Origin of the sequence: Nocardioides sp. zg-1230 (assembly GCF_013155335.1) — a bacterium.
In the GTDB taxonomy this organism is placed as follows: domain Bacteria; phylum Actinomycetota; class Actinomycetes; order Propionibacteriales; family Nocardioidaceae; genus Nocardioides.
Window position 1 is genome coordinate 614,284 of the sequence record NZ_JABJQZ010000008.1, and the last position, 25,568, is coordinate 639,851.

The 25,568-nt window shown below is 72.2% G+C and carries 29 protein-coding genes; 9 read left to right on the top strand and 20 right to left on the bottom strand.

All coding sequences use genetic code 11. The annotated features are described in order from the left end of the window. Nucleotides 1-12 precede the first annotated feature (12 nt). The 6 genes from ilvA to HOO61_RS22300 all read right to left on the bottom strand — a co-directional run bounded on the left by ilvA (nt 13) and on the right by HOO61_RS22300 (nt 6,337). Nucleotides 13-1,218, bottom strand: coding sequence for a threonine ammonia-lyase (gene ilvA, locus HOO61_RS22275; protein WP_172261988.1), 1,206 nt, complete (start codon nt 1,216-1,218; stop codon nt 13-15). Continuing rightward, nucleotides 1,215-2,603, bottom strand: coding sequence for an AI-2E family transporter (locus tag HOO61_RS22280; protein ID WP_367650281.1), 1,389 nt, complete (start codon nt 2,601-2,603; stop codon nt 1,215-1,217). Before HOO61_RS22280 ends, ilvA begins: the two co-directional genes overlap by 4 nt. Before the next feature lie 10 nt (nt 2,604-2,613). After that, complete coding sequence (locus HOO61_RS22285; RefSeq protein ID WP_172261992.1) at nt 2,614-4,008, bottom strand: glutamate mutase L; 1,395 nt, start codon at nt 4,006-4,008, stop codon at nt 2,614-2,616. Continuing rightward, the gene (locus HOO61_RS25095) at nt 4,005-4,322 is read right to left on the bottom strand and encodes a DUF202 domain-containing protein (protein WP_172261994.1); all 318 of its coding nucleotides are present in this window, start codon (nt 4,320-4,322) and stop codon (nt 4,005-4,007) included. The genes HOO61_RS22285 and HOO61_RS25095 overlap by 4 nt, the downstream gene beginning before the upstream one ends. Nucleotides 4,323-4,325: 3 nt before the next feature. Further along, a complete protein-coding gene (locus tag HOO61_RS22295; RefSeq protein WP_172261996.1) occupies nt 4,326-5,486 on the bottom strand; it encodes a cystathionine gamma-synthase in 1,161 nt (386 codons plus the stop codon). Nucleotides 5,487-5,608: 122 nt separating this feature from the next. Next, entirely contained in the window at nt 5,609-6,337 is a 729-nt protein-coding gene (locus HOO61_RS22300; protein WP_172261998.1) for a hypothetical protein, read from the bottom strand. Between the two features lie 145 nt (nt 6,338-6,482). Between HOO61_RS22300 and msrA the strand changes: the two genes are divergently transcribed. After that, nucleotides 6,483-7,133, top strand: coding sequence for a peptide-methionine (S)-S-oxide reductase MsrA (gene msrA / locus HOO61_RS22305; RefSeq protein WP_172262000.1), 651 nt, complete (start codon nt 6,483-6,485; stop codon nt 7,131-7,133). 26 nt (nt 7,134-7,159) lie between these two features. Here the strand turns inward: msrA and HOO61_RS22310 are convergent, their stop codons facing one another. Then, nucleotides 7,160-7,510: a hypothetical protein gene (locus tag HOO61_RS22310; RefSeq protein WP_172262002.1), complete on the bottom strand. Its 351-nt coding sequence runs from the start codon at nt 7,508-7,510 to the stop codon at nt 7,160-7,162. Between the two features lie 61 nt (nt 7,511-7,571). Here HOO61_RS22310 and HOO61_RS22315 point away from each other — a divergent pair, with 61 nt between their 5' ends. Continuing rightward, the gene (locus tag HOO61_RS22315) at nt 7,572-8,468 is read left to right on the top strand and encodes a carbohydrate kinase family protein (RefSeq protein ID WP_172262004.1); all 897 of its coding nucleotides are present in this window, start codon (nt 7,572-7,574) and stop codon (nt 8,466-8,468) included. Nucleotides 8,469-8,502: 34 nt separating this feature from the next. Then, nucleotides 8,503-8,844 carry a YciI family protein gene (locus HOO61_RS22320; protein ID WP_172262006.1) on the top strand — a complete coding sequence of 114 codons (342 nt, stop codon included), beginning with the start codon at nt 8,503-8,505 and terminating at the stop codon, nt 8,842-8,844. A 21-nt stretch (nt 8,845-8,865) separates the two neighbouring features. Here HOO61_RS22320 and HOO61_RS22325 read toward each other — a convergent pair whose 3' ends face one another. The 3 genes from HOO61_RS22325 to HOO61_RS22335 all read right to left on the bottom strand — a co-directional run bounded on the left by HOO61_RS22325 (nt 8,866) and on the right by HOO61_RS22335 (nt 11,386). Then, on the bottom strand, nt 8,866-9,411 hold the full coding sequence (locus HOO61_RS22325) for a hypothetical protein (RefSeq protein WP_172262008.1): 546 nt from the start codon (nt 9,409-9,411) through the stop codon (nt 8,866-8,868). 87 nt (nt 9,412-9,498) lie between these two features. Further along, complete coding sequence (locus HOO61_RS22330; protein ID WP_172262010.1) at nt 9,499-9,786, bottom strand: DUF1905 domain-containing protein; 288 nt, start codon at nt 9,784-9,786, stop codon at nt 9,499-9,501. Nucleotides 9,787-9,937: 151 nt separating this feature from the next. Further along, entirely contained in the window at nt 9,938-11,386 is a 1,449-nt protein-coding gene (locus HOO61_RS22335; protein WP_367650282.1) for a S8 family serine peptidase, read from the bottom strand. Nucleotides 11,387-11,511: 125 nt separating this feature from the next. On the opposite strand from HOO61_RS22335, the gene HOO61_RS22340 reads away from it, so the two are divergent. Beyond that, nucleotides 11,512-12,867 (top strand): AarF/ABC1/UbiB kinase family protein, encoded by a 1,356-nt coding sequence (locus HOO61_RS22340; RefSeq protein ID WP_172262012.1) that lies wholly within the window; start codon nt 11,512-11,514, stop codon nt 12,865-12,867. A 161-nt stretch (nt 12,868-13,028) separates the two neighbouring features. Next, nucleotides 13,029-13,433 (top strand): nuclear transport factor 2 family protein, encoded by a 405-nt coding sequence (locus tag HOO61_RS22345; protein ID WP_172262014.1) that lies wholly within the window; start codon nt 13,029-13,031, stop codon nt 13,431-13,433. Here HOO61_RS22345 and HOO61_RS22350 read toward each other — a convergent pair. Continuing rightward, nucleotides 13,430-15,424, bottom strand: coding sequence for a VWA domain-containing protein (locus HOO61_RS22350; protein WP_172262016.1), 1,995 nt, complete (start codon nt 15,422-15,424; stop codon nt 13,430-13,432). The two genes, HOO61_RS22345 and HOO61_RS22350, sit on opposite strands and share 4 nt — an antisense overlap. Before the next feature lie 21 nt (nt 15,425-15,445). After that, entirely contained in the window at nt 15,446-16,846 is a 1,401-nt protein-coding gene (locus HOO61_RS22355; RefSeq protein WP_367650283.1) for a sigma 54-interacting transcriptional regulator, read from the bottom strand. Nucleotides 16,847-17,009: 163 nt separating this feature from the next. Between HOO61_RS22355 and HOO61_RS22360 the strand changes: the two genes are divergently transcribed. Together HOO61_RS22360 and HOO61_RS22365 are read left to right on the top strand one after the other, a co-directional pair. Next, entirely contained in the window at nt 17,010-17,450 is a 441-nt protein-coding gene (locus HOO61_RS22360; RefSeq protein WP_172262018.1) for a pyridoxamine 5'-phosphate oxidase family protein, read from the top strand. 16 nt (nt 17,451-17,466) lie between these two features. Next, the gene (locus tag HOO61_RS22365) at nt 17,467-19,053 is read left to right on the top strand and encodes a GAF domain-containing protein (RefSeq protein WP_172262020.1); all 1,587 of its coding nucleotides are present in this window, start codon (nt 17,467-17,469) and stop codon (nt 19,051-19,053) included. 77 nt (nt 19,054-19,130) lie between these two features. On the opposite strand, the gene HOO61_RS22370 is transcribed toward HOO61_RS22365, so the two are convergent. The 3 genes from HOO61_RS22370 to HOO61_RS22380 form a co-directional block, all read right to left on the bottom strand. Then, nucleotides 19,131-19,742, bottom strand: a complete 612-nt coding sequence (locus HOO61_RS22370) for a hypothetical protein (protein WP_172262022.1) — start codon at nt 19,740-19,742, stop codon at nt 19,131-19,133. Nucleotides 19,743-19,868: 126 nt separating this feature from the next. Beyond that, nucleotides 19,869-20,519 (bottom strand): response regulator transcription factor, encoded by a 651-nt coding sequence (locus tag HOO61_RS22375; protein ID WP_172262024.1) that lies wholly within the window; start codon nt 20,517-20,519, stop codon nt 19,869-19,871. A gap of 50 nt (nt 20,520-20,569) precedes the next feature. Then, nucleotides 20,570-21,052, bottom strand: a complete 483-nt coding sequence (locus HOO61_RS22380; protein ID WP_172262026.1) for a GNAT family N-acetyltransferase — start codon at nt 21,050-21,052, stop codon at nt 20,570-20,572. A 96-nt stretch (nt 21,053-21,148) separates the two neighbouring features. Here HOO61_RS22380 and HOO61_RS22385 point away from each other — a divergent pair, with 96 nt between their 5' ends. Further along, nucleotides 21,149-21,532 carry a VOC family protein gene (locus HOO61_RS22385; protein WP_172262028.1) on the top strand — a complete coding sequence of 128 codons (384 nt, stop codon included), beginning with the start codon at nt 21,149-21,151 and terminating at the stop codon, nt 21,530-21,532. A 20-nt stretch (nt 21,533-21,552) separates the two neighbouring features. Here HOO61_RS22385 and HOO61_RS22390 read toward each other — a convergent pair whose 3' ends face one another. Together HOO61_RS22390 and HOO61_RS22395 are read right to left on the bottom strand one after the other, a co-directional pair. Next, nucleotides 21,553-22,089: a DinB family protein gene (locus HOO61_RS22390; protein ID WP_172262030.1), complete on the bottom strand. Its 537-nt coding sequence runs from the start codon at nt 22,087-22,089 to the stop codon at nt 21,553-21,555. Between the two features lie 49 nt (nt 22,090-22,138). Further along, entirely contained in the window at nt 22,139-22,678 is a 540-nt protein-coding gene (locus HOO61_RS22395) for a hypothetical protein (RefSeq protein WP_172262032.1), read from the bottom strand. A gap of 53 nt (nt 22,679-22,731) precedes the next feature. Here HOO61_RS22395 and HOO61_RS22400 point away from each other — a divergent pair, with 53 nt between their 5' ends. Further along, nucleotides 22,732-23,103: a YchJ family protein gene (locus HOO61_RS22400; protein ID WP_172262103.1), complete on the top strand. Its 372-nt coding sequence runs from the start codon at nt 22,732-22,734 to the stop codon at nt 23,101-23,103. On the opposite strand, the gene HOO61_RS22405 is transcribed toward HOO61_RS22400, so the two are convergent. The 3 genes from HOO61_RS22405 to HOO61_RS22415 are packed head-to-tail and all read right to left on the bottom strand — an operon-like array spanning nt 23,093 to nt 25,558. Beyond that, the gene (locus HOO61_RS22405) at nt 23,093-23,722 is read right to left on the bottom strand and encodes a YigZ family protein (RefSeq protein ID WP_172262034.1); all 630 of its coding nucleotides are present in this window, start codon (nt 23,720-23,722) and stop codon (nt 23,093-23,095) included. The genes HOO61_RS22400 and HOO61_RS22405 overlap by 11 nt on opposite strands. Further along, nucleotides 23,719-24,762: a YhjD/YihY/BrkB family envelope integrity protein gene (locus tag HOO61_RS22410; protein WP_172262036.1), complete on the bottom strand. Its 1,044-nt coding sequence runs from the start codon at nt 24,760-24,762 to the stop codon at nt 23,719-23,721. The genes HOO61_RS22405 and HOO61_RS22410 overlap by 4 nt, the downstream gene beginning before the upstream one ends. A gap of 16 nt (nt 24,763-24,778) precedes the next feature. Beyond that, nucleotides 24,779-25,558 (bottom strand): TSUP family transporter, encoded by a 780-nt coding sequence (locus tag HOO61_RS22415; RefSeq protein ID WP_172262038.1) that lies wholly within the window; start codon nt 25,556-25,558, stop codon nt 24,779-24,781. Nucleotides 25,559-25,568: the final 10 nt, after the last annotated feature.

Below are 25,568 nucleotides of genomic sequence, written 5' to 3' on the forward strand. Positions count from 1 at the left end.
GGCGTACGTCGCTCAGCTGACGCGGTAGCCGCGCTCGCGGAGGCGCTCCATCAGGTGCTCGGCGTGAGCCTCGCCGCGGGTCTCGAGCTGGATGCGCACCTCGACCTCGTTCAGGGTGAGCGACGGGGAGATCCGCTCGTGCGCGACCTCGAGCACGTTGGCGCCCTCGGCGCCGACCTCGGCCAGGAGCGAAGCCAGGCCGCCGGGGAGATCGGGGATGCACACCCGGAGGTAGAGGTAGCGCCCGGCCGCGGCCAGGCCGTGGCGGATGACCTTGCTCAGCAGCAGCGGGTCGATGTTTCCGCCGGAGAGCACCGCGACGGCGGGTGTCTCGAATCCGGTCGGGTTGTCGAGCATCGCCGCGACGGCGGCCGCGCCGGCGGGTTCGACGACCTGCTTGGCGCGCTCGATCAGGGCAAGCAGCGCCCGGGAGAGCGACTCCTCGGAGACCGTGATGATCTCGTCGACATGGTCGCGCACCGCCGCGAAGGTGATGTCGCCGGGCCGGCCGACCGCGATGCCGTCGGCCATCGTGCTCATCGACTCCAGGGCCACCGGGTGGCCGGCCGCGAGCGACCCGGGATAGGCGGCGGCGCCCTCGGCCTGTACGCCCACCACGCGTACGTCCGGACGCAGCGCCTTGACCGCGATCGCCACCCCGGCCAGCAGCCCGCCCCCGCCGGTCGGCACCAGCACCGTGCGAACGTCCGGCGCCTGCTCGAGGACCTCGAGCCCCAGTGTGCCCTGACCGGCGACGATGTCGACGTGGTCGAAGGGATGGATCAGCACCGCCCCGGTCTCCTCGGCGAACCGCCGCGCCGCGGCCAGCGAGTCCTCGAGGTAGCGGCCCTCGAAGACGACGTCCGCGCCGTAGCCGCGGGTCGCCTTCTCCTTGGGGATCGGCGCCCCCTCGGGCATGAACACGGTCGAGTGGATGCCGAGGGTGGAGGCCGCGAGCGCGACGCCCTGCGCATGGTTGCCGGCGGAGGCGGCGACGACCCCGCGGGCCCGCTCCTCGGCGGAGAGGCGCGCGATGCGGACGTAAGCGCCGCGGGACTTGAAGGAGCCGGTGCGCTGGAGGTTCTCGCACTTCAGCGAGACCGGCCCGCCGACCAGCGCCGAGAGCCAGCGCGACTCCTCCATCGGCGTGGTGACGGTGACGCCCTCCAGCATGTCGCGCGCAGCGATGATGTCGGCCAGGGAGCATTCCTCGGTCATGACGGGTCCTTCTCGTGGTCGTCGTGGCTGTCCGCGTAGTCCGGGTCTGCCGGGGCCGCGAGCGGGCTGTCGTCGTGGATCTCGTCTCCCTCGTTGGGAGGTGGGGCGATGTCCTCGTCGAGGGCGCCGTCGGGGTCGTCGTCGCCGACCTCGGTGTAGGTGGCGAGGTGCTGCGCGACGGCGTTGCCGGCCGCGGCGAGCGGTACGGCGACCAGGGCCCCGGCGATGCCGGCCACGAGGACGCCACACCCGATCGCCACGATGACACCGAGCGGGTGCAGCGACACGAAGCGGCCCATCAGGAACGGCTGCAGCACGTGGCCCTCGATCTGCTGGACCAGGATCACGCCGCCGAGCATCAGCAGCGCCGTCCACGGCCCCTGGTCCACCAGGGCGACGAGGATCGCCACCAGGCCCGCCACCGTGGCACCGATCATCGGCACGAACGCGCCGAGGAAGACGATCACGCCGATGGCCACCACGAACGGCACGCCGAGGAACCAGGCGACGAGCATGATGCCGATCGCGTCGGCGAGGGCCACCAGGACGGTGGCCCGCACGAACTGGGTCAGCGACACCCAGGCGACGCGGCCGGAGGCGTCGACGCGCTCGCGCGCCGCCCGGGGCGCGAGGCGTACGAGCCAAGACCAGATGCGCTCGCCGTCGGCGAGGAAGAAGTAGGTGGAGAACAGCACGATGAAGAAGCCCGCCACGATGTGGCCCACGGCGGTGCCCACCTCGGTGACCCGGGTGACCATGCCGTCGGCGCCGGTGCTGTCGGAGACGGCGGCCTGCACCTGCTCGATGTAGCCGTCGAGCTGGGAGTCGGAGACGTGGAACGGCCCCGTTCGCAGCCACTCGCGGACCTGCCCGAGGCCGGTGACCACCGAATCGGCGAGGTCACTGGCACCTTGGGCCACCTGCTGTCCGACGAAGGTGAGCAGCAGGCCGACCGTGCTCAGCCCCAGGATCATCACGATGCCTGTGGCGAGCCCACGCGGCAGGCCGACCCGGCGCAGCCAGACGACCACCGGCGTGGCGAGCGCGGCGAGCAGCAGCGAGACCGCGAGCGGGAGGGTGATGACGGCGAAGAACCGCATGGCCCACAGGAACCCGAGGGCGGCGACGGTGATGACGATCAGGCGCCACGACCAGGCGGCAGCCAGGTCGAGCCCCCACGGCACCTGCGCGCGGCTGAAGTTGGAGGGCCCGGTGGTGAACGCCGGTTCGGTGCGGCGCTCGGCTCGCCCCTGGGCCCACTGCGCGACGATGCGGTCGGTGAGACCGTCCTCCTCGCGGGCGAGGGCGGCGAAGAAGCGTCGTCGACCCGACTCCACCTCGGTCTCGCCGGGCTCGTCGGGTGAGGGCCTGCCCTGGTCGCTCACGTCCGTCACGCTACCGATCCCCCGCAGCCCTGAGACCACCCAGCAGACGGTGTGCCGCGACCGGGTGGTCCTGGGCCAGCAGGCCGGCGGCGGCGATCACGTAGTCGTGGTCCACGACCACCCGCGGAGCGCGCGGGAGCTGCCAGCCCCCCTCGAAGGCGTCACCGGTCGCCGGCGTCAGCACACGACGTACGGCGTCGGGGCCGCCGTGGCGCAGCACCCCGCCCGAGCCGACCAGCAGGTCGACCTCGCGGAGGTCCTTGCCGCTGCGCTCCACGACGCGCCCCTCGGGGCTCACGACCACCTTGCTCCTCCCGGCGTGGCGCTCGAGGGCGATGCGAACGGCCGCGGCGGCGATGTCGAGATCGACGTCCTGCTCGGCGGCGTCGCCCGGCACCCAGCCGGTGTCAGCCCGGCGGGCGGCCGCCGCGTCGGCGAGGTCTTCGCGCCCGGCGGCCTCGACCGTGGTGACCGCTGACCAGCGCATGCCGAGGTCGCCCTCGACCGTACGGGTCACCGGCGTGGTGGCCACGACCTCACGCGCGAGCCCGCTGTCCTCGGGGTCGAGCTCGACGACGCTGTGCACGTCGGTGGTCGCGCCGCCGACGTCGACGACCACGACGTCCCCGGCTCCGAGGTGCTGGTCGTCGAGGCCGCGGGCGAGCAGCTCGACGCCGGTGAGCACGACGTCGGGCGTCGCGCCGCGCACGATCGAGGTGAAGGTGCGACCGCGCGCGTCGGCGCGGCTGCTGAGGTGCTTGCCGCCGATCACGTGGCTGAGGAAGATCTCGCGGATCGCGCGGCGCGCGCCGTCGGGGACGAGCACGCCGATGCGGGGGACGACGTTGTCGGCGAGGACGTGGGGGGTGCCGGAGCCGGTGAGCAGCTCGGCGATCAGGGGCTGCGACTCGATGTTGCCGGCCACGACGACGGGGCCCGGCCACGGCACGCCGGCCAGGAAGCGGGCGTCGCCCTCCAGGACCTCGGCGTTGCCACCGTCGGTCCCGCCAACGAGGAGCACCACGTCGGGCTCCGCAGCACGGAGCTCGTCGTGCTTGGCGTCGTCGAGCCCGCCGTGGAGCACGAGCACGACCTTGCCGCCGCTGGACAGCGCCACCCGGCGGCCCGCCTCGGCCGTCACCAGCTCCTCGTTGCCGACGACCGCGATCCGCAAGCCCCCGCCGGCGCTGGAGCAGGCGAGCACGTCGGCGTCGAGGGCGCACCGGTCCTGCTCGGCGAGCGCGGCCACGCAGGCGTCGTACCCGTCGAGGACGTCGCCGGTGCCGTCCGGGCCCGGGAGGGTCGTGGGGTGGCTCGCGATGGCGAGGAGCTGTCCGCTGCCGAGCTCGACCAGCGCCGCCTTCGTCCAGGTGGAGCCGAAGTCGACGCAGACGACCGCGCTCACACCAGCACCGTCAGGGCGGCCACCACGATGATCGCGATGACGCCGAGGACGACGGCCTGCACGCCGATCCCGCCCGTGAGGTCGGTCCCGGTCCGGATCGCCCGCTCGGCCTGGCGGTAGCGGTGCCAGCCGACGACGGCGGTCATCCCCGACGCGAGGAGCAGGGCGATCCCGAGGGCGACGTTGGGCCAGGTCCCCTCCAGCAGGTTGAGGGCACCGACGGCCGCCACGACGAGGCCGATCGCGGTGCGCTCATAGGCGAGGAGGGTCCGCTCGTTGGCCAGGAGGTAGCGCGGGTCGGGTGCCTCGTCCACGTGTCAGCCCAGGGACCGGTCGAGGTCGGCGACGAGGTCGTCGGCGGTCTCGATGCCGACGCTGAGCCGGACCAGGTCGGCGGGGACCTCGAGGTCGGTGCCGGCCACGCTGGCGTGGGTCATCCGGCCGGGGTGCTCGATGAGGGACTCGACGCCACCGAGCGACTCGCCGAGGGTGAACACCTCGGCGCGCTCGCACACCGCGAGGGCCTGCTCCTCTCCCCCGGCGACGCGGAAGGAGATCATGCCGCCGAAGCGCTTCATCTGGCGCGCGGCGACCTCGTGGCCGGGGTGGGCGACCAGGCCGGGGTAGATGACCTCGGCGACCCGCGGGTCGCCGTCGAGGAACGCCACGATCCGCTCGGCGTTGTCGCAGTGGCGGTCCATGCGTACGCCGAGGGTCTTGAGGCCGCGGTGCGTCAGGAACGCGTCGAACGGCCCGGCCACCGCGCCCATGGCGTTCTGGTGGTAGCCGATCTTCTCGGCGAGCTCGAGGTCGCGCACGACCACCGCTCCCCCGACGACGTCGCTGTGCCCGCCGACGTACTTCGTCGTCGAGTGCACCACCACGTCGGCGCCGAGCGTGAGCGGCTGCTGGAGGTAGGGCGAGGCGAAGGTGTTGTCGACGACGAGCAGCGCGCCGGCGTCGTGGGCGACGGTGGCCAGGGCCTCGATGTCGCCGATGGTGAGCATCGGGTTGGTGGGCGTCTCGACCCACACGAGCTTCGTCCGGCCGGGCTCGACGGCGGCGGCGACCGCGTCGGTGTCGGCGACGGACGCCGGGGTGTGGTCGGTGCCCCAGACCTTGGCGACCTTGTCGAAGAGGCGGTGCGTGCCGCCGTAGGCGTCGTCGGGGATGACGACGTGGTCGCCGGGGCGGGTGAGCGCCCGGATGATGGTGTCCTCGGCGGCCAGGCCGGAGGCGAAGGCGAAGCCCTTCTCGCCGTCCTCGACCGCCGCGAGCGCGCCCTCGAGCGCCGTACGCGTGGGGTTGGCGGAGCGGCTGTACTCGTAGCCGCCGCGCAGGCCGCCGACACCGTCCTGCTTGTAGGTGCTGCTGGCGTAGATGGGCGGGTTGACCGCCCCGGTCATCGCGTCGGGCTCGTAGCCGGCGTGGATCGCACGCGTCTCGAACCCGGCCTTGTTGGCGCGTTCCTGGGTCACATGCCGAGGGTAGACCCCGCGCTCCCCCGGCTGAACAGCGGAACGGCCGCCGCACCCCCGATGCGGCGGCCGTGGTGGAGGCGTGGGACCGCTGGGTCAGACCGTGTGGTCGAGGCTCGAGGTCACGAAGGGGCGAAGATGGCGGTCAACGAGCTGTCGCCGAGGCTGGCCTCGCCCGTGGACTCGTCGCAGACCAGGTTGACCGTGAACAGGGCGCCCTTGGTGACGGCGAATCCGCGGGTGCCGGAGATTGACTGGAACGCGGAGGCGCCAGGAGTGACGATCTGAAGGGCAGCCCCGTCCAGCGACGTGCCCGTGGTGATCGAGCACCGGGTGTGACCGGCCACGCTGCCGAGGATGTAGGCCGACGACGAGACGATGACGGACCCGTTGGCCGGGGGCATCAGGCTCACTGAACGAGCGACTTGGTCGGCCGGGGTCAGGTCCAGGCTCTGGTCACCGCCCGCGGTCGCGGCGACAGAGTTGACGAGCGGAGCGAGCTTGGCGTCGATCTCCGCCTTGGTGTACGACGACCCGTCGAGCGCGTAGTTGCCCTTGGGCTGGTACTTCGAGTCGGCCTCGGCCTTGGAGTAGGTCTCGGCCTTGGTGTACCCCGAGCCGGCGGTCTCGTAGGAGCCCTTGGGCTGGTACTTCCCGTCACTCTGCTTCTTGGTGTAGTACCGCTTGTCCGCGCGCGGCCTGATCTCCTTCTTCCAGATCTTCTTCCAGTTGGTGGCCAGCGCGCTGCTGACCTCGGCTCCTGCCGGCGTGACGGCCATCAGGCCGCCCCCGACCAGGATCCCGACAAGGACGGCAACCACGAGCTGCCGAACCGTTCGACGTGAAGACATGACGCTTCCTTTCGACGATTGTGCTGCTGATGTCTTCACCGTCCTCCCGCCCCGACGTTCGCGCATCGGTGACAGCGCGGACGTCTAGACCGCGTAGTTCAACGTACGGGGAGGCGGGCCTTGTCCCGCGCGCGACAATGGAGGCATGTTCGGATTCGGCAAGCCCACCACCCTGCCCACCCCCGACCAGGCGCTCCCGGGGCGCGAGCAGCAGATGTGGACCCTGGGCGAGCACGTGGTCCTGCGCACCCCCGTCGTCAGCGACGACGTCCCCGACGGCCACGAGGTCGCGATCCTCGGCCTCGGCTGCTTCTGGGGCGCCGAGGAGATCTACTGGCAGGTCCCCGGCGTCTGGTCGACGTCCGTCGGCTACGCCGGCGGAAGCACGCCCAACCCGACCTACGACGAGGTGTGCAGCGGTCACACCGGCCACACCGAGGCCGTCCGGGTCGTCTTCGACCCCGCGAAGGTGTCGTACGCCGACCTGCTCAAGAAGTTCTTCGAGATCCACGACCCGACCCAGGGCATGCGCCAGGGCAACGACGTCGGCACCCAGTACCGCTCCGCGATCTACTGGACCACACCCGAGCAGGAGCAGGTCGCCCGCGAGCTGACCAAGGTCTACGGCGAGGAGCTCGCCCGCCGCGGCCTCGGCGAGATCACCACCGAGATCCGCCCCGCGGGCGAGACGCCGTACTACTACGCCGAGGACGCCCACCAGCAGTACCTCGCCAAGAACCCGTTCGGCTACCGCTGCCACGCCAACACCGGGGTGAAGTTCCCCGAGACGGCCTGACCCGGTCTGAGCTCCCCGATCGAAGTTCACTCGTGCCATGCGCGAGCGGACTTCGACCTATGGGGTTGGCGGCACCACACGGGTGATGGGCGTGCCCTCCGGCAGGCCACGTCGCTCGCTCCGCGCGCTGCGTCCGTGGCGAACTGACGTCCGAGCCAGTCGTAGCCGAAGCAGGCCAGCCGCCCGGCGAGCTCCGGGAACGCGTCCGCCACCAGGGCGTCCGAGGCGCTCGCCGAGGTCCTGGTGTGGACACGGTAGAGACCATCCGCGAAGCTCCTGCCGCCAGCGGCCTCGAGGCACGCATCGACCGTGGCCTGCGCCGGTGCAGCGACGTCACCGCCACTCGATGCGAAGACACCCAGGAAGCGCTCGAACATCGACCCTCGTCCCCCTTCGGAATGGCCGTGCCGGCCTGACCCGCACGCTAGCCTCCTCGCCATGGTCGACGTGGTCGTGCACGGCCCGGCGTCGTGGAACCAGGTCGTCGACCTCGACGAGCTGCCCGCGCCCGTGCCGCACATGCAGTTCGCGCGAGGGCACCGACACGTGCTGGGCGGTACGTCGGCGGGCAAGGCGGCGCACCTGCGCGAGCTCGGCGTCGATGTCGAGCTGCACACGGTGCTCGGGACGGACGCCGCGGCGGCGGAGATCGAGCAGACGCTGCGACGGGCCTCGGTCCCCGTCGCGGCGACGTACGTCGATGGCCCGAGCGAACGCCACCTCAACCTGATGGACCCGCACGGCGGGCGCGTCTCCCTCTACCTCGACGTCCCGCAGGTCGACCCGGACGACGTCGCCGCCGCGGTGTCGGCCCTTCGACGAGCCGCCGGTGGAGCCCGCGCCCTCGTCCTCGATCTCAGCGAGACCTCGCGCGCCGCGGTCGACGCCGTCGTGGCCACCGGCGTCCCGATCTGGACCGACCTCCACGACTACGACGGGCGGAGCGCGTTCCACGCGCCCTTCGCCGACGCGGCGGGCTTCGTCTTCATGAACGGCGACCGCACGTCGTCGGTCCGCGAGCTGCTGCGAGCCTGCATCGCGCGCGGAGCGGGGCTCGCCGTCTGCACCCTCGGCGCCGACGGCGCCCTCGCCGTCGACGCCCGCGGCGACGAGCACCACGTCCCGGCCGAGCCGGTGCAGAGCGTCGTCGACACGAACGGCGCCGGCGACGGGTTCATGGCCGGCTACCTCGCGGCCCACCTCGACGGCGCCGAGGTGAAGACGGCCCTGGCAGCGGGCGCGAGACAGGCAGCGCGGGCACTCGGCACGCACCAGCTGTGCCCCTTGCTCGACCGACCTGTCGATCCGGAGCCTGCTCGTCCGTCAGAGTGGTGACGGGCCGCACGGGGCGGCCGCGAGGAGGAGCGACATGACGCAGTACGCCATCTACTTCCACCAGCAGTGGGTCGGCGACCACCCGGCCGAGTGGTTCCAGACCCGCGTGGAGCCGAGCACGGCCGTGGTCCGCGAGATGGAGGAGGCGGGAGTGCTCGTCTTCGCCGGCGGGCTCGAGGAGGACATGACCGAGGCGTTCAGCGCCGACGGCACGAGCGGGACGATGGTCGTCACCGACGGGCCCTACACCGAGACCACCGAGTACCTCGGCGGCATCACGATCATCGACGTCCCCGACCTGGAGACCGCGAAGATGTGGGCCGCGAAGGTCGCCGAGGGCTGCGGCTGGCCGCAGGAGGTCCGCGTCGTCAGGTAGCCGGGCACGGTCTGGATCACGTCACTGCGCGACCCAGTCGGTGAAGCTGCGCGGCTCGCCGAGCCAGTCCGTGCGGGTGTTGCTGCCGTCGGGGCGCGAACCAGCGACGCGTACGGCGACACGGACCTCGTCGGGCGACCCGATCGCCTCGCGGGAGATCCGCATGCGGACGTGCTCGGTGTCGTAGTCGACGCTCATCCGGTACGACCCTTCCACCGGCTCGCCCATCGCCTTGCGGGAGAAGCCGTCGACCTCGACCAGCACGTAGTCCGTGCCGAGGAAGTACCCGCCCGAGAGGGCGTACTCCGGCCCCGGGTCGGCGGGGTCGGTGTCGAGGAAGACCGAGCCCGAGGAGCCCGTCCGGTACGACGGCCGCAGGTCGGTGTGGGTGGTGGTCACCACGACGTTGCGCGTCTTGTGCTCGACCTCCACCGACCGGAGGTCGACGCCGTGGCCGAGGTCCTTCGGGTCGGTGACGCCGATGCTGTCGGCGTTCGCGGCCGGGGCCTGGGTCAGGGCGAGGGTGGCGACCGCGATGGTCGCGATGCTCAGGAGGGTCCTACGCATGGGGCTGGTCCGTTCTCGTGTCGTGGCCCCGGACGGGGACGTACAGGGAGACGCGACGCGGCCCCGAGAGGTTGCATCCGACCGGGCTCAGTCGCGCCCGACGTGCATCCGCACCTCGACGACCTCGCCGAGGTCGACGTCCTCGGCACGACGCACGGCCACCTTCAGCGGCAGGAACCAGGTGTCCTCGCGGGGGAACATCGCGGTGGTGAACTCCGTGCCACCGATCCACGCGCGGACCGGCACGACGCCCCAGTAGACGACGTCCGCCTTCACCTCGTCGACGAGGTCAGCCGCGTCCGGCGGGAGCGGGACGAAGACGTACGGCGCCGGGCCACGCCACTCGACCACCTCGCCGGCGAACTCGATCTCCATCCCCCCACCCTCCCAGCAGGCCGTTGCTCCGGGACAGACACCGGGGCGGGCGGAAGACCCCACGGCCTCCGCCCGCCCCGCACCATCGCGCCCCTGTCGCGCGACGGCCCTCCTCCGGAGGGTCTGGTTCAGCCCTGTGACGAGCCGGAGCTCACCCCAGGGCCGCGACTGCCGCCACGACGTCGACGAGGCCGTGGCCCTTGTCGTACGACGTGGTGCCGAGGTCGCCGGGCTCGTAGCCGGCGCCGTCGGTGAACTTGTGCGCCGAGACCTTGAGCGCCCGCTCGACCTCCGCCGGCGTCGCCATCGGGTCGGCCTGGAACAGCTGGGCGACGATGCCGGCGACGTGCGGCGCCGCCATCGACGTACCACTGATGGTGTTGAAGGTGCCGAGGTCGAGGGCGCCCGGACCGTTGCGGAAGTCGAGGCCGGTCGAGCAGATCGCCAGGTAGAGGCGGCACGAAGACGTGATGTTCTCGCCCGGCGCCGAGATGTCGGGCCACGTCGAGGCGTCCGAGGCGAGACCGCGCGAGCTGTAGTCCGACACGACGCCCTCACGGGTGCCGGTGTCCTGGTCGTAGTAGGAGGCGACGGAGAGGATGCCGCCGGTGGGGTCCTGGCCGGGCGGGTTGGTCAGGCTGGTCGAGCCGTCGCCGCCGTCGTTGCCGGCCGCCCACACCGTGACGACGCCCTCGGCCGCGAGCGCGCGCTGGAGCTTGACCGTGGCCGACTCGGGGTCGAACTCGCCACCGCCGCTGGGACCGTAGGAGTTGTTGGTGACCTTGATCGGCGGGCACGTCGACGCGGGTACGCCGACACCGCACGGCGCCTCGTGGTTCTCGAGCACCCAGTTGAGCGCGGAGTCGGCGCCGAGGATCACGATGCCCGCACCGGTGGAGATCGACACCAGCTTGGCGCCCGGGGCGGCGCCCTGGAGCTTGCCGCCGTCGGTCAGCGTGGTCGGGCGACCCGCGACGATGCCGCTGACGTGGGTGCCGTGGCCGCCGACCGAGAGGGTGTCGGTGTCGACGGAGGCCGGCACGCGCTGCACCGAGCAGGTCTCGGTCAGCGGCTCGCAGACCGCCTTGAGGTTGGCGACGACCGCGCTCGAGCCGTCGGCCTCACGGAAGTAGGGGTGGGTCGGGTCGACGCCGGAGTCGATGACCGCGACGCTCACGCCACGGCCCGTCAGCGGCGTGCCGTCGGCGCCGGTGAGGGTGGCGGCTGCCTCGGCGCCACGGGTGGCGGTGTTGGACGTCTCCTGGAAGAAGTCGATCGGCTGCTCCCCGCCCTCGACGTACGTCACGCCCGTCTGGGCTCGGACCGCCTCGACCTGGCTGCGGGAGGCGTCGGCGACGACCACCCCGATGCGGGTGAACTCACCGGTCTTGCGCATCCCGGTGGCCTCGACTGCCTGCCGGGCGGCGCTGATGGAGGTGCCGTGCACCATCACCGTCGTCCTCCCCGAGAGCCCGGGCAGCTGCTGGGCGAGGAAGTCGGAGACGTTGGCCTGGTCGGTGGCCTGGTCGGCCGCCTGTCCCGCGGCCGGCGCGCTCGTGGCGACGCCGAAGGTCGCGGCGGCGGCGAGCACGCTGCTCACACAGGCGAGAAGGGTTGTGGATCGCACGGATGTCCTCCCGAGAGGGTCGAGGTCGTCACCCATGCAACGAGCCGGCTCGCCGGAGGTCACGCCCTCGTCACCGGGCATCGGTGATGATGGGAGGCATGACCGACCTCCCGCGCAAGGCCGCCGCTCGCACGGCCCGCCTGGCCGCGCTCCCGTTGGGGTATGCCGGGCGACAGGCGGTCGGGCTGGGCAAGCGGCTCGGCGGCAAGCCCGCCGACGCGGTGCTCACCGAGGTGCAGCAGCGCACCGCCGAACAGCTGTTCCGCACCCTGGGCGAGCTCAAGGGCGGGGCGATGAAGTTCGGCCAGGCACTCAGCGTGCTGGAGTCCGCCCTTCCCGAGGAGGTCACCGCGCCCTACCGGGAGCACCTCACGGCGCTGCAGGACTCCGCTCCCCCGATGCCCACCGCGACGGTGCGCGAGCAGCTGACCACGCACCTCGGCGACGACTGGTCCGAGCGGCTGGTCTGGCTCGACGGCGCTCCGACCGCGGCTGCGTCCATCGGCCAGGTGCACCGCGCGCGCTGGCGCGACCTCGCGGTCGACTCCGAGGAGGATCGCGACGTCGCGGTGAAGGTGCAGTACCCCGGAGCCGGGGAGGCGCTGATGTCCGACCTGCGCCAGATCGCGCGCGTCGCGCGCGGGGTGGCGCCCGCCTTCCCCGGCATCGACATCAAGCCGCTGGTGGCCGAGCTGCAGGACCGCGCGGCCGACGAGCTCGACTACCACCTCGAGGCGGAGGCGCAGGCCGCCTATGCCGAGGCCTTCGCCGACCACCCCGACATCGTGGTGCCCGCCGTGGTCGCCGTCGGCACCGAGGTGCTGGTGACCGAGTGGATGGACTCCGCCTACTCCCTCGCTCACGTCATCCGCGACGGCACGCAGGAGGAGCGCGACCACTACGGCGAGCTGTTCGTCCGCTTCCTCTTCGAGGGACCGCGGCGCACCGGCATGCTCCACGCCGACCCCCACCCGGGCAACTTCCGCGTCATCCCCGGCCCCGACGGGGGGCTCGGCCAGCTGGGCGTCCTCGACTTCGGTGCCGTCGCCCGGCTGCCGCAGGGGCAGCTCCCCGAGGCGATGGGCCGGCTCATCCGCATCGCGCTCGACTCGGACGAGGAGTCGCTGGTCGCCGGGCTCCGCGCGGAGGGGTTCATCAAGGACCGGATCGAGGTCGACCCGGCCCTGCTGCTCGCCTACCTCGCCCCCTTCGTCGAGCCCGCCGACCAGGAGCGCTTCACCTTCACCCGCGAGTGGATGCGCGAGCAGTTCGAGCGGGTCAACGACCCTCGCTCCGAGACGTTCACCCTCGCCACCAAGCTCAACCTGCCGTCGTCGTACCTGCTGATCCACCGCACCTGGCTCGGGGCCGTCGGCCTGCTCAGCCAGCTCGGTGCCAGCGTGCCCTTCCGGGAGATCCTCGAGGAGTCACTGCCGGGCTTCGCTGAGGACTGACGGTCGATAGTCCACCGGGAGAGACCACGGCGAGGGCTGACGGGCGGTAGTCCAGTGCAATCCGGCTGCCTTTCAGGCCGTGCCGCGACCAGTTCCCACTGGACTACCCCGACGGACGGCGAGCGCGGCGCTGAACCGTCGACAGTGGCACGATGGCGTGCATGGACGCAGCCGCCGCCCTCGCCCGCTGGCACGCCGTCGTCGAGAGCCGCGACCCGGCCGGGCTGCCCGCCCTCGTCGCCGCGGACGCCGTCTTCCGGAGCCCGGCGGTGCACACGCCGCAGGTCGGGCGCGACACCGTCGTCGGTTACCTCACCGCCGCGTTCACCGTGCTCGGGCCCGCGCTGGCCTACGAGCGCGAGTGGCTCGGTGACGACTCCGCGGTCCTGCAGTTCCGCACCGAGGTGGGCGGTCTCGACGTGTCCGGCGTCGACATGATCACCTGGGACGAGCGCGGCCAGATCGTCGACTTCACCGTGATGGTTCGCCCGAAGAAGGCCCTCGACGCCGTCATCGAGCACATGGGCGCCGAGCTCCTGCGGATGCTCGAGGCCGCGGGCTCCTAGACCCAGAACCCCCGGCCACCGCCGTACCAGTCGCCGAAGTGCTCGCGGTAGGACGACGCGGGACCGCGCGAGCCGAGGTAGGACCCGACCACCGCGGCGCCGAGGTCGTCGAGCTCGGGGCTGACCATCCGCCCGTCGACCCGGCGCGCCATCGAGTCGATGAAGCGCGCCAGCCCGGGGTCCTCGCCGAGCCGGAAGAACGTCGTCTGCGCACCCAGCCGCGCCGCGGCGTCGAGCTCACGGACGGAGTGGGCGATCGTCAGCGGGTGCGGCGGGTAGGAGAACCAGACGTCGCCGTCGGGCTCGAGGTGGGCCGTCGGCTCACCGTCGGTGACGACGAGGAGCACGGGCTGGGCGTTGGGGTGCTTGCGGAAGAACCGGTTGGCCAGCAGCAGCCCGTGGTGGAGGTTGGTCCCCTTGTCCCACCGGGCATCGAGGGCGGTCAGCTCCTCGATCTCCATCACCTGCGCGTGCCGGCCGAAGGCGATCAGCTGGATGTCGTCACCGCGGAAGCGCGATCGCACCAGCTGGTGCAGCGCCAGCGCCGTGCGCTTCATCGGCACCCACCGGCCGTCCATCGCCATCGAGAACGACGTGTCGACCAGCAGCGCGACCGCTGCCTGGGTGCGGGCCTCGGTCTCGACGACCTCGATGTCGTCGACCTGGATGCGCACCGGTGACGCACCTCCCCGGAGCACGGCGTTGGTGATCGTGCGGGGCACGTCCCACGGCTCGGTGGAGCCGAACTCCCACTGCCGGCTGGCGCCCGACGGCTCGCCCGCGAGCCCGGTCGTACGCGTCTCCCGCGCGCCGGCGCGACCGCTCATCCGCTCCGCCACGTCACGAAGCAGCGCCTTGCCGAGCTGGCGCATCGCCTTGGGCGAGAGCCGCAGCTCGCCGTCGGAGCCGCGCTTGAGGTAGCCGCTGTCGCGCAGCGCCCGCTCGAGCTCCTGCAGGGTCTTCGCCGCCACCGCCGCCTCGGAACCGAGCTGCCTGGCCAGGGCATCGAGGTCGACGTCGTCCATCCGCGCACCGTGGTGCGACTGGGCGAGCTGGTCGGCGAGCGCGTCGAGCTGGGCGAGGTCCTGCAGGGCGCCGGTGCCGTCGCCGAGACCCATGCCCTGGTCGCCCTCGAAGCTCTCGGAGCCCGACCAGTCCTCGCCCGGCCGCAACGCCTGGAGGTTGGCGTCCATACGGGCCAGCTGCTCCATCAGCTGCGGCGACCCGAAGGCCTGCTGCGAGAGCTCCATCAGCTCCTGGCGCTGCTCGGGCGTCATCGAGTTGAGCATCCGCTGCGCGGCGGCCGCGCGCTGGGCGAGCGAGTCGAGCAGCTCGTCCATGTCCTGCGGGTCGTCGGGGAAGAAGTCGCCGTGCTTGTCCATGAAGTCACGGAACTCCTCGTCCGTGACACCGCCGGCAGCGTGCTTCTCCAGCAGGTCGTTGAGGTCGGACAGCATCTCCTGGACGGCTTGCCGGTCCTCGTCGGTCGCGCCCTCGAGGGCCTGCTTCATGCCGGCGAAGCGCTGGTCGAGCAGCTCGCGGCCGAGCAGGTCCTTGATCGCATCAAAGGCTTCGCGCGCCTCCGAGGACTGCCAGTCGTACGCCGACAGCTCGGACACCGCCGCCGGCGTGGAAGCGGGGAGGTCGTCAAGCATGAGCTCGCGGAACGCGCGGTCCCCGTCGTCCATCGTGATGTCCCGGGCCAGCTGGCCGCGCTCGGCGAGCACGGCCTTGTCGAGCAGCTCGCGGACCTCGCGCATGGTGCCGTCGAGGTCGTTGCGCTGCAGGATCTCGCGACGCTTCTCCGCGACCCGGCGGGCCAGTTCATCGAGCCCCGCCTGGTCGCTGCCGCCGCGGCGGAGGAACTCGCGCATCGCACGCTCGGGCGAGTAGCCGGCCATGACGTCCTGCCCGATGGCGTCGAGCGCCTCGGCGAGGTCGACCGGCGGGGCGAGCGGGTCGCCACCGTCGTACTTGCGGAACCTGCTCATCGGAGCGGTCCTCGGCAGTGCTCAGCCATAGACGGTCTCCCCGGCGTCGGTGTCCTTGCCGATCCGGCGGGCGAGGTAGAGCCCCTCCAGCGCGAGCTCGAGCGCGGCCGCCCGCTCACCGTCGTTGGTGGCGCCGAGGCGGTCGCAGACGGCGTCGTAGAGGTCGGACTCCCCCAGCACCGGCAGTCCGGCCAGGAAGTCGCGGGCCCCGACGCGGGCGCCGGTGCTGACCATCGCGCCCTCCTCGATGGCCTCGACCAGCAGGCGCAGGTCGATGCCGGCGAGGTGGGCGCGCACGGTCTCGGCGACGGCGGTGCGGAGCAGGTGGGTGAGGATCTCGCTCTCGCGGCCCTCCTCGCCGGTCTCGAACTCGATCTTGCCGCCGAGCACGTCGACGGCGGTCTCGAGGTCGACGACGCGCGCCACGGCCTCGTCCTCGCCCTGGGTGGTGGCCCGGTGCAGGGCAGCGGCGGCGATCGTCTCGGCCCCGGCGATCGCGAAGCGGGCGCTGACGCCCGAGCGTTGGTCGACGGACTGGGAGTCACGCAAGTGGCGGGTGAAGCGCGCCAGCACCTCCAGGAGGTAGTCGGGCACCTCGGCGACGAGGTCGGCCTCCTGCTCGATGACGGCGATCTCCTCCTCGACCTCGCGCGGGTAGTGCGTGCGGATCTCGGCGCCGAAGCGGTCCTTGAGCGGGGTGATGATGCGGCCGCGGTTGGTGTAGTCCTCGGGGTTGGCACTGGCCACGACGAGGACGTCGAGCGGGAGCCGCAGCACGTAGCCGCGGATCTGGATGTCGCGCTCCTCCATCACGTTGAGCATGGCCACCTGGATGCGCTCGGCGAGGTCGGGCAGCTCGTTGATGGCGACGATGCCGCGGTGGCTGCGCGGGATCAGCCCGAAGTGGATGGTCTCCGGGTCGCCGAGGTGGCGCCCCTCGGCCACCTTCATCGGGTCGACGTCGCCGATGAGGTCGGCGACCGAGGTGTCCGGCGTCGCCAGCTTCTCGGCATAGCGCTCGTCGCGGTGGCGCCACGAGATGCGCAGGTCGTCGCCGTACGTCGCCACCGCCTGCTGGGACGTGACCGTGACCGGCTCGTAGGGGTGCTCGCCGAGCTCGGAGCCGGAGATGACGGGCGTCCACTCGTCGAGCAGCGCGACCAGGGAGCGCAGGAGGCGGGTCTTGCCCTGACCGCGCTCGCCCAGCAGCACGATGTCGTGGCCGGCGAGCAGCGCGCGCTCCACCTGCGGGATCACCGTGTCGGCGAAGCCGTGCAGCCCGGGCCACGGGTCCTCGCCGTCGCGGAGCCGGGCGAGGAGGTTGTCGCGCAGCTCCTGGCGCAGGGGCTTGAGCTGGTGGCCGCTCTCCCGGAGCTGGCCGAGGGTGCTGGGTGCTGGGTGCTTCTGGTCCACGTCCGTCACGCCTTCCACGCTAGACCGGCCCGTCAACGTCGAGTGCGCTCGAAGTCCGGCTGCACCGGTTCCACCGGCCGCCCGACTCCCGACCCTGTCCGCGCGGGACCTTCGGCCCTGCTGAGGGAAGTGAGCCGGGGGGAGGCTGGAGATCGACTTGAAGGAGGACTCCATGCACACCACCCACGACCTCTCCCGGGAGGACTGCGCACGCCTGCTCAACGCCGGCGTCGCGGGCCGGGTCGCGGTCGGGACCCCGACAGGGCCGCACATCGTCCCGGTGAACTACGCCGTCGACGGGGAGTCGATCCTCATCCGCACCACCGCCTACAGCCTCCTCGGCACCTACGGGCGGGGCGCGCTGCTGTGCTTCGAGGTCGACCAGTTCGACTACGAGCTCAAGCGCGGCTGGAGCGTCGTGGTCCGGGGCCGCGGAACCTTCGTCGACAACCAGGACGAGCTCGAGGAGATCGCCCGGCACTGGGAGCCGCGCCCCTGGGCGACCGGGCAGCGCAACCTCGTCGTCCGCATCCCGTGGACGGAGCTGACCGGCCGCCAGCTCGGCGGCGGCTGGGACCCGTGGGAGCACCTCCCTGTGCAGCGGCTCGCCTGACGGCACACTGGTGCGCGTGACGCACACCTCTCCCTCCGACCTCGGCGCCGACGCGCGCTCCCTGCTCGAGGCCGTCACGGCGATCTCGAGCGACCTCGACCTCACCAGCGTGCTGACGCGGATCGTCGAGGCTGCGACCGCGCTGACCGGCGCGAGGTACGGCGCGCTGGGCGTGCTGGGCAACGACGGCGAGCTGGTGGAGTTCGTCACGACCGGCATCGACGAGCGGACCCGCGCCCTCATCGGCGACCTGCCCCGCGGACGCGGCATCCTCGGCGTGATCATCGAGGACCCGTCGGGCCTGCGGCTCACCGACCTCAGCGCGCACGCCGCGTCGGTGGGTTTCCCGCCCAACCACCCGCCGATGACGTCGTTCCTCGGCATGCCGGTGCGGATCCGGGGCACGGTCTTCGGCAACCTCTACCTGACCGAGAAGGCCGGCGGCGGCCCGTTCACCGACGCCGACGAGCAGCTCGTCGAGGAGCTCGCCCGCACCGCCGGCTACGTCATCAGCAACGCGCGCTCCTTCGCGCTGAGCGAGCGGCGCCGGCAGTGGCTCGAGGCGTCGGCCGAGCTCGCCGAGCTGCTCCAACCGCCGGTCGACCTCGACGACGTGCTCCCCCAGATCGTCTCCACCGCGCGCCAGGTCGCCCATGCACGGGCGGTGGCGCTGTGGTCCGCGCACGGTCCCGACCACGACACGCTCAGCGTCGCGCCGGACCTCGACGCCGACGACGCCCGGGTGGCCGCCCTGCTCGCCGAGGCGCGGGCCGGGTTCGAGCCGGGCAGCGGCGCGGGCGTGGTGACGACCTCTGCGCCCGGCGCGGACGGCGTACCCCTCGTCGTGGTGCCGCTGCGCTCGCACCTCGCGCCCGTCACGGCCCTGGTCGCCGTCGCCCAGCCGGGGTCCGGCCTCCTCGACGTCGAGGAGCGCGAGCTCTTCGCCGGCTTCGCCGACCAGCTGGCGCTCTCACTCGACCGCACCCAGGCGCTGGCCGACCGTGAGGAGCTGGCGCTGATCTCGGACCGCGAGCGGATCGCCCGCGACCTGCACGACATCGTCATCCAGCGGCTCTTCGCCACGGGGCTGCAGCTGCAGGGCGTCGCGGCGATGACCGGGGGCAGCGCCGTCGCGGAGCGGCTGGACAGGTCCGTGGCCGACCTCGACGACACGATCAAGGCGATCCGCGGCACGATCTTCGAGCTCCAGGACCGTCGCGGCGACTCCCTGCGCGCGGCGATCCGCAAGCTCGTCAAGGAGTACGTCCCGGTGCTGGGCTTCACGCCGGTCGTGCGCACCTCCGGGCCGGTCGACACCGCCGTCCCGCCCGCGTTGGGTGCCCAGCTGCTGGCCGTGCTCCGGGAGGCGGTCTCCAACGTCGCCCGCCACGCCCTCGCCGACGGTGCCGAGGTCGACGTCGGTGTGGTCGGTGACCGCCTCGAGCTGCGGGTGGCCGACGACGGCGTCGGGCTGCCGGCAGAGGTGCTGGAGAGCGGCCTGCGCAACGCGCGCCGGCGCGCCGACGACCTCGGCGGGACGCTCGAGGTCTCCCGGGTCGGCGAGCGCGGCACCGTGCTCGTGTGGCGGGTCCCCCTGACCTGAGCCCTGCACGTCAGAGGACCCGGCACGTCAGAGGACCCGGCGCCGGGGGAGGCGCCGGGTCCGGTGAGGGCCTGGTGTCATCGCAGGACGGGGTACTTCTTGACCAGTCCGGTGCGGTTCCACCAGTGACCCAGCCCCCACGTGGTGCCGGCCGCGCCGAGGGCGAGGACGACCATCACGATCACGCCGATGAGGTGGTCATCGACGACCGGGTTGTTCTCCAGCGGGAGGACTGCGAGGTACATGAAGGCGTACATCAGGGCGCCCGCCGCGGTGCCGATCCGCATCCCGACCCCGAGCAGGAGGGCCACACCGATCCCGAGCAGGCCGATCATGAACAGCCAGTCGGCCCATGCCTGCCCGGCCATGTTGGTCCACATGTCCTTGAACGGGTTGTCGGCGGGGACCCCGAAGGTGAGGAACCCTTCGGTCGGGCTGCCTCCGTTGAGCCAGGCGGCGTCCTGGGCCATGAAGTCGACGCCCGTGCGGGAGCCGTCCTCGGCGAACTGGGCGCCGGTGCTGAAGCCCAGGGCGAACGTCTTGTCGAGGAAAGCCCACAGGAAGGTGAATCCGAAGGCGATCCGCAGGGTGGCGAGGGCGCGAGCGAGACCGACGTTGTGGACTTCCTCGGTCTCCGAGGTGGTGACGCCCTCGGTGCTGATGTGGTGCTGGCGGTGGATGACGTTCATCGTCATCTCCTCCTCGAGTGGGTGGGGTTACCGGGTCACCACCAGAGTCCCGCCACCACGCTCGCGGCAGCAGGGCCGCCGGTCACCGGCCCTGCGGGACCAAGGTCCCGAGCGCCGAGGGACCCCTCAGCGAGGCGCCGGGCCGAGGAGCTTGGAGGCCAGCACGGCCGCCTGCGTCCGCCGCTCGAGGCCGAGCTTGGCGAGGATGCTCGAGACGTAGTTCTTCACCGTCTTCTCGGCCAGGAACATCTGCTCGGCGATCTGCCGGTTGGTCAGGCCCTCGGCGATGTGACCCAGCAGGATCCGCTCCTGGTCGGTGAGCGCGGCCAGCTCGTCGGGCGTCTCGGGGCCGTTGCGGATCCGCTCGAGCACGGTCGCGGTCATGGCGGGGTCGATGAGGGACCGGCCGGACGCGACGTGGCGCACCGCGGTCACCAGGTCGGAGCTGCGGATCTCCTTGAGGACGTAGCCCGACGCACCGGCCATGATCGCGGCGAACAGCGCCTCGTCGTCGTCGTACGACGTCAGGATGAGGGCGTTGATCGTGGGGTCGACGGCCCGGACGGCGCGGCAGACCTCGATGCCCGAGCCGTCCGGCAGCCGCGCGTCGAGCACGGCGACGTCGGGGCGCAGGGCGGGGATGCGGGCGGTGGCCTCGGTCGCCGTCGCGGACTGACCCACGACGACGATGTCCTCCTGCTGCTCGAGGAGAAACTTCAAGCCCTCGCGCACGACGTCGTGGTCGTCGAGGAGGTAGACGCGGATCGGGTCGGCCATGGAGGACATTCCACCAGATGCGCGCCTCCCAGCGCCGCAACCCGCAGCGATCAGCCCAGGTCGAGGTACATCACGTGCAGGCCGACCCGGCCGTGCCGCGCGCTCTCGAAGGCGCCGGGCACCGTGCCGACGATCGAGAAGCCGAGGTCCTGCCACAGCCGGACCGCGGCGGTGTTGGTCTCGACGACCGCGTTGAACTGGATGCCGGCGAACCCCTGGTCGCGGTGCCAGGCGACCATGTCCTCGGCCAGCCTCCGGCCGACGCCGCGACCGCGTGCACCCGCGTCGACCATGAACGACGCGGTGCCGACGTGGGCACCACGGCCCGGTCGGTTGGGTCCCATCTTCGCGGAGCCGAGGACCCGGCCGTCCTCCTCGAGGACGGTCACCCGGCTGCCGTCGAACCACCAGCCGAGGGCCTGCTCCGACGTCGCGCCCAGCGGGTAGGCGTAGGTCTCGCCCGCCTCGACGATGTCGCGCCAGAAGGGCCAGATGGCCGGCCAGTCAGCCTCGGTCGCTGCCCTGATGCCCACCTGGTTCTCCCTTCGTCCGACCGGTCTGGAGCAGTCTCCCGACGCCGTCCCGGCAGGCGCACACTGGGGGTGACCAGCCGAGAGGGAGGCACCCCCATGTCGCTCACGCACAGCACGATCGCGATGATGATGCCGGTCACCGACGTCGACCGCGCCCGCACCTTCTACTCCGAGTCTCTCGGGCTCGACTACACCGGAACCGACGACGAGGGCAGCGCGATCTACGCCCTGGAGGGCGGCTCCACGCTCGTCCTGCTCCCCCGCCCCGACAGCCGACCGTCCGAGAGCACCGCGATGAGCTTCGAGGTCGACGACCTCGCTGCCGAGATCAACGACCTCGAGCAGCGTGGCGTCGTCTTCGAGGACTACGACCTGCCGGACCTCAAGACCGTCGACCACGTGGCCGTCATGGGCGCAGAACAGGCGGCGTGGTTCAAGGACCCCGACGGCAACGTGCTCTGCCTGCACCACGAGGGCTAGCGGGAGGGCTGGACGGAGGGCTAGACGTCGGTCGCGCCGTCGATGGACTGACGGATCAGGTCGGCGTGGCCGGCGTGGCGCGCGTACTCCTCGACCATGTGGACCAGCACCCAGCGCACAGTGGCGGTCTCGCCCTTCTCGGGTGGTCGCGGTCGCGCCACGGGCCGGCCGGGGTCCGGGCCCTGGGCCAGGGCTGCGTCGAGGCACGCCTCGGAGCGCTCGATCGCCGCGGCGAGCAGGGCGTCGAGCTCGGCATGGGGTCGGCCGACGGCGCAGTGCCAGTCCCAGTCGGGGTCGTCGGCCCACGGTGCGGTGTCCCACGGTGGAGCGGGCTCGCGGGCCGCGAGGTGGTAGGCGAACCAGTAGTCCTCGACGAAGGCGAGGTGCGCGAGCATCCCGCCCAGGGTGAGGTCGCTCGGCGGCAGCGGCTGGTCGAGCTGGGCGTCCGTCAGCCCGCTCGCCTGCAACCGGATGGTCGCCCGGTAGTGGTCGAGGAACGAGCGGAGCATCCCGACCTCGTCGTTGCTGTAGGTCGTCGGTGGCCGGTCGATCGTCATGTCGCGCGACGCTAGCGGCGCAGGCAGGGTCGGGCCATCCGATTTCGCCTCAGGGGGTCGGGCCCTCACCTCGGAGCTTGTCGACCTCCGCCATGGCCTCGCGCAGCTGGCCGAGCCACTCGTCGGCGTGCTCGCCCACCAGCCGCACCGACCAGGCCAGCGCGTCCGAGCGCGACCGGGCCACGCCGGCGTCGACGAGGGTGTCGAGCACCCGGCGCTCGGGCTGGCGCAGCCGGGTCATGACGGGGGCGGCGACGTGGGTGAACAGCGCCTCGGTGTCGCCGAGCCGCACCCCCCACGACACCTTGCGCCGGTAGCGGGCCTGGGCCTCGAGCGCGATCTCGATGCGCGTGTCCCTGCTCTCGGAGCGGAACCGGCCGATGCGGCCCTCAGCCTCGGCGCCGCTGACGTCGTCGGCGGCGAGCGTGCCCACCACCAGGATCTCCTCGCGGTCGACGGTGACGTCGACCGCGCTGAACCATGCCTCGGGCAGGCGCCCGTGGAACCACTCGGACGCGTCGGAGGCGTCCGGCAGGTCGGCGACCTGCCACCCGCCGCGGCGACCGCGGCGGCTCTCATCTGTCTTCATGCATTACATGATTACACCGCAACACAAGTGGTGCCAGCTATCGTCGGTCCGTGCTGACCACCCCGTGCCCCTGCGGCGCCGGCGAGACGTACGACGCCTGCTGCGGACCGCTGCTCGCCAACGTCGCGCAGGCGACCACGCCCGAGCAGCTGATGCGGTCGCGCTACACCGCCTTCGTCACCGGGGACGCCGACCACCTGTTCCGCACCTGGCACCCGCGCACCCGGCCCGACGACGTACGCCCGGACCCCGCCACCCGGTGGACCGGGCTCCGGGTCCTGGCGGCGGAGGGCGACACCGTCGAGTTCATCGCCCAGTGGGAGGGGAGCCAGGGGGAGGGCGGCGAGCTGCACGAGGTGAGCACGTTCGAACGGCGCGCCGGCCGGTGGTGCTACGTCGACGGGGTGGTGGACGTCAGCGGCTGACGTCGACCCAGCGCTCCCCCACCGGGACCGCGTGCGAGCCGCCGCCGGTGGCCGCGGCGACGAGGCTGTCGACCTGCGCCACCTCGTCGGGCGCGGCCGCGAGCAGCAGCCGGACGCGCGCGTCGTACGCCACGTCGAGCACGACGACGCCACGCGAGCGCAGCTCCCCCTCCACCCGGCCCGCGTCGGCGTGGTCGAGCTCGAGAACCAGCTCGGTGAACAGCCTGCGGCGCAGCGTCCCGGCCTCCGCCACGGCCCCGCGCACCGCGTCGCCGTAGGCGCGCACGAGGCCACCGGCGCCGAGCAGCGTGCCGCCGAACCAGCGGGTGACGACGGCGGCGACGTCGCTCAGCCCGGCGCCGCGCAGGACGTCGAGCATCGGCGCTCCCGCGGTTCCCGCGGGTTCACCGTCGTCGGACGAGCGCTGGATCGCGCCGTCGGGACCCAGCACGAACGCCGAGCAGTGGTGCCGGGCGTCCCAGTGCTCCCGGCGCAGGGCGGCGACGAGGGCGCGGGCGTCGTCCTCGGTCTCGACGCGACGGAGCGTGCAGAGGAAGCGGGAGCCGCGGTCCTCGACCTCGGCGGTCGCGTCGCGGGCAACGGTGAGGTAGGACGTCACGCCGGTCGCTGCGACGGCTCGTCGGGGGTGCCCGACGGCTCGGGGGGCTGCTCGGCCGCGCGCTCCGCCGGGCCGGGGTCCCAGCGGACCACCACCTTCTCGAAGCCCTTGTGCCGCTGCATCCGGGCGTAGAGGGCATAGGCCTCACGGTCGGCCTCGGTCAGCTGGACGTTGTCGGTGAAGGGCGTGAGCAGCGCCCGGGGCCACAGCCGTCGGGCGAGCACCACGTTGACCTCGGTGGCCAGCACGGCCATGACCGCGCCGATCCACAGGAAGCCGATCAGGCCGAGGACGAGCCCGAAGGTCTTGGTCATCGATGAGGTGTTGACGAGCACCCGGTCGACGTACCACGCGCCGCCGATCTGCAGCAGCTGCCACAGGACGGCCAGCGTGAAGCCCCCCGGCGCCGCCCGCCAGAAGGAGTGCTGGCCGGTGGCAGCGAACCGGAAGAGGTAGGTCAGCCCGGTGCCGACCACGAGGACCGTGAGGACCGGCAGCAGCGCCTTGAGCCCGTCACCGATCTGCTCGGTGAAGACGTCCGTGGTGCTCGCGATCGTCGAGACCACCGTCACCCCGAGCAGCGAGAGGCCCGCGGTGAGGAGCAGCAGCAGCGTCTTGACCCGCGCGTAGAACGGGTTGGGGCGGCTGTTGCGCGGCACCGACCACGCCACGTGCTGGGTGTTCTGCAGCGCCTGGCCGAGCCCCATCGCTCCGTAGAGGGCTGCCAGTCCACCGATGACCACACCGCCGACCGAGCCCTGGAGCCCCTGGGGGCGACCGAGCTCGTCACCGATGATGGGGAACTGCGACAGCGCCGAGTTGAGGATGCTCTCCTGCCACTCGGGCTCCCCGCGCAGGAACAGACCCAGGATCGAGGTGCCCAGGAGCATCAGCGGGAAGATGGCGATGAACGCGTAGTAGGCCAGGGCGGCCGCGAGGTAGGGACCCTGGTCGTCGAAGTACTTGTAGACGACGGCGATCGGGAAGCCGAGCGCCGGGTGGCGCCGCTGGAACCCGTCGACTGCCGAGACCGCTCCCACGAGGTGGAGGCTACCGTCACCACCAGCCGAGGAGCCCGCCGCCGAGCCGTACGACGAACCCGGCGACGACGACGAGGAAGAAGGCGCGCACGAAGCGGGCACCGCGCGCCATCGCGAGCCGGGCGCCGATGTAGCCGCCCGTCACGTTGGCCGCGGCCATCACCAGGGCGAGGTCCCAGATGACCGCGCCCTGCGGGATGAAGACGGCGAGCGCCGCCAGGTTGGTCGCCCAGTTGGCGAGCTTGGCCTTGGCGGAGGCCTCGAGGAAGTTGTAGCCGAGCAGCCCCACGAGGGCGAAGACGAAGAACGAACCGGTGCCGGGCCCGATCGCACCGTCGTAGAAGCCGATCGTGAGGCCGGTGAGCACGACGGCGGTGATGTGCTGCCCGCCCTGGAACCGCAGGTTGGTGAGCTCACCGACGCTGGGCTTGAACCACACGTAGGCGCCGACGACCACCAGCACGACCAAGATGATCGGGTCGAAGGCGCTGCGCGGCAGCAGCGAGGCGACGAGGGCACCGCCGGCCGACCCGAGCCCGGCGGCGACCATCAGCGGCAGGAACGTGCGGGGGTCGGGGCGGATGCGCCGGACGTACGTCGCCGCGCTGATCGAGGTGCCGCAGAACGACGAGAGCTTGTTGGTCGCCGCGATCTGCACCACGGACGCGCCCGGCAGGCCGAGCAGCAGGGCGGGCAGCTGGATCAGGCCGCCTCCACCGACCACCGCGTCGACGAAGCCCGCGGCCAGCGCGGCCAGGACCAGGAAGAGGGCGACCTCGAGGGAGAGGTCACCCATGTCGGGCCGC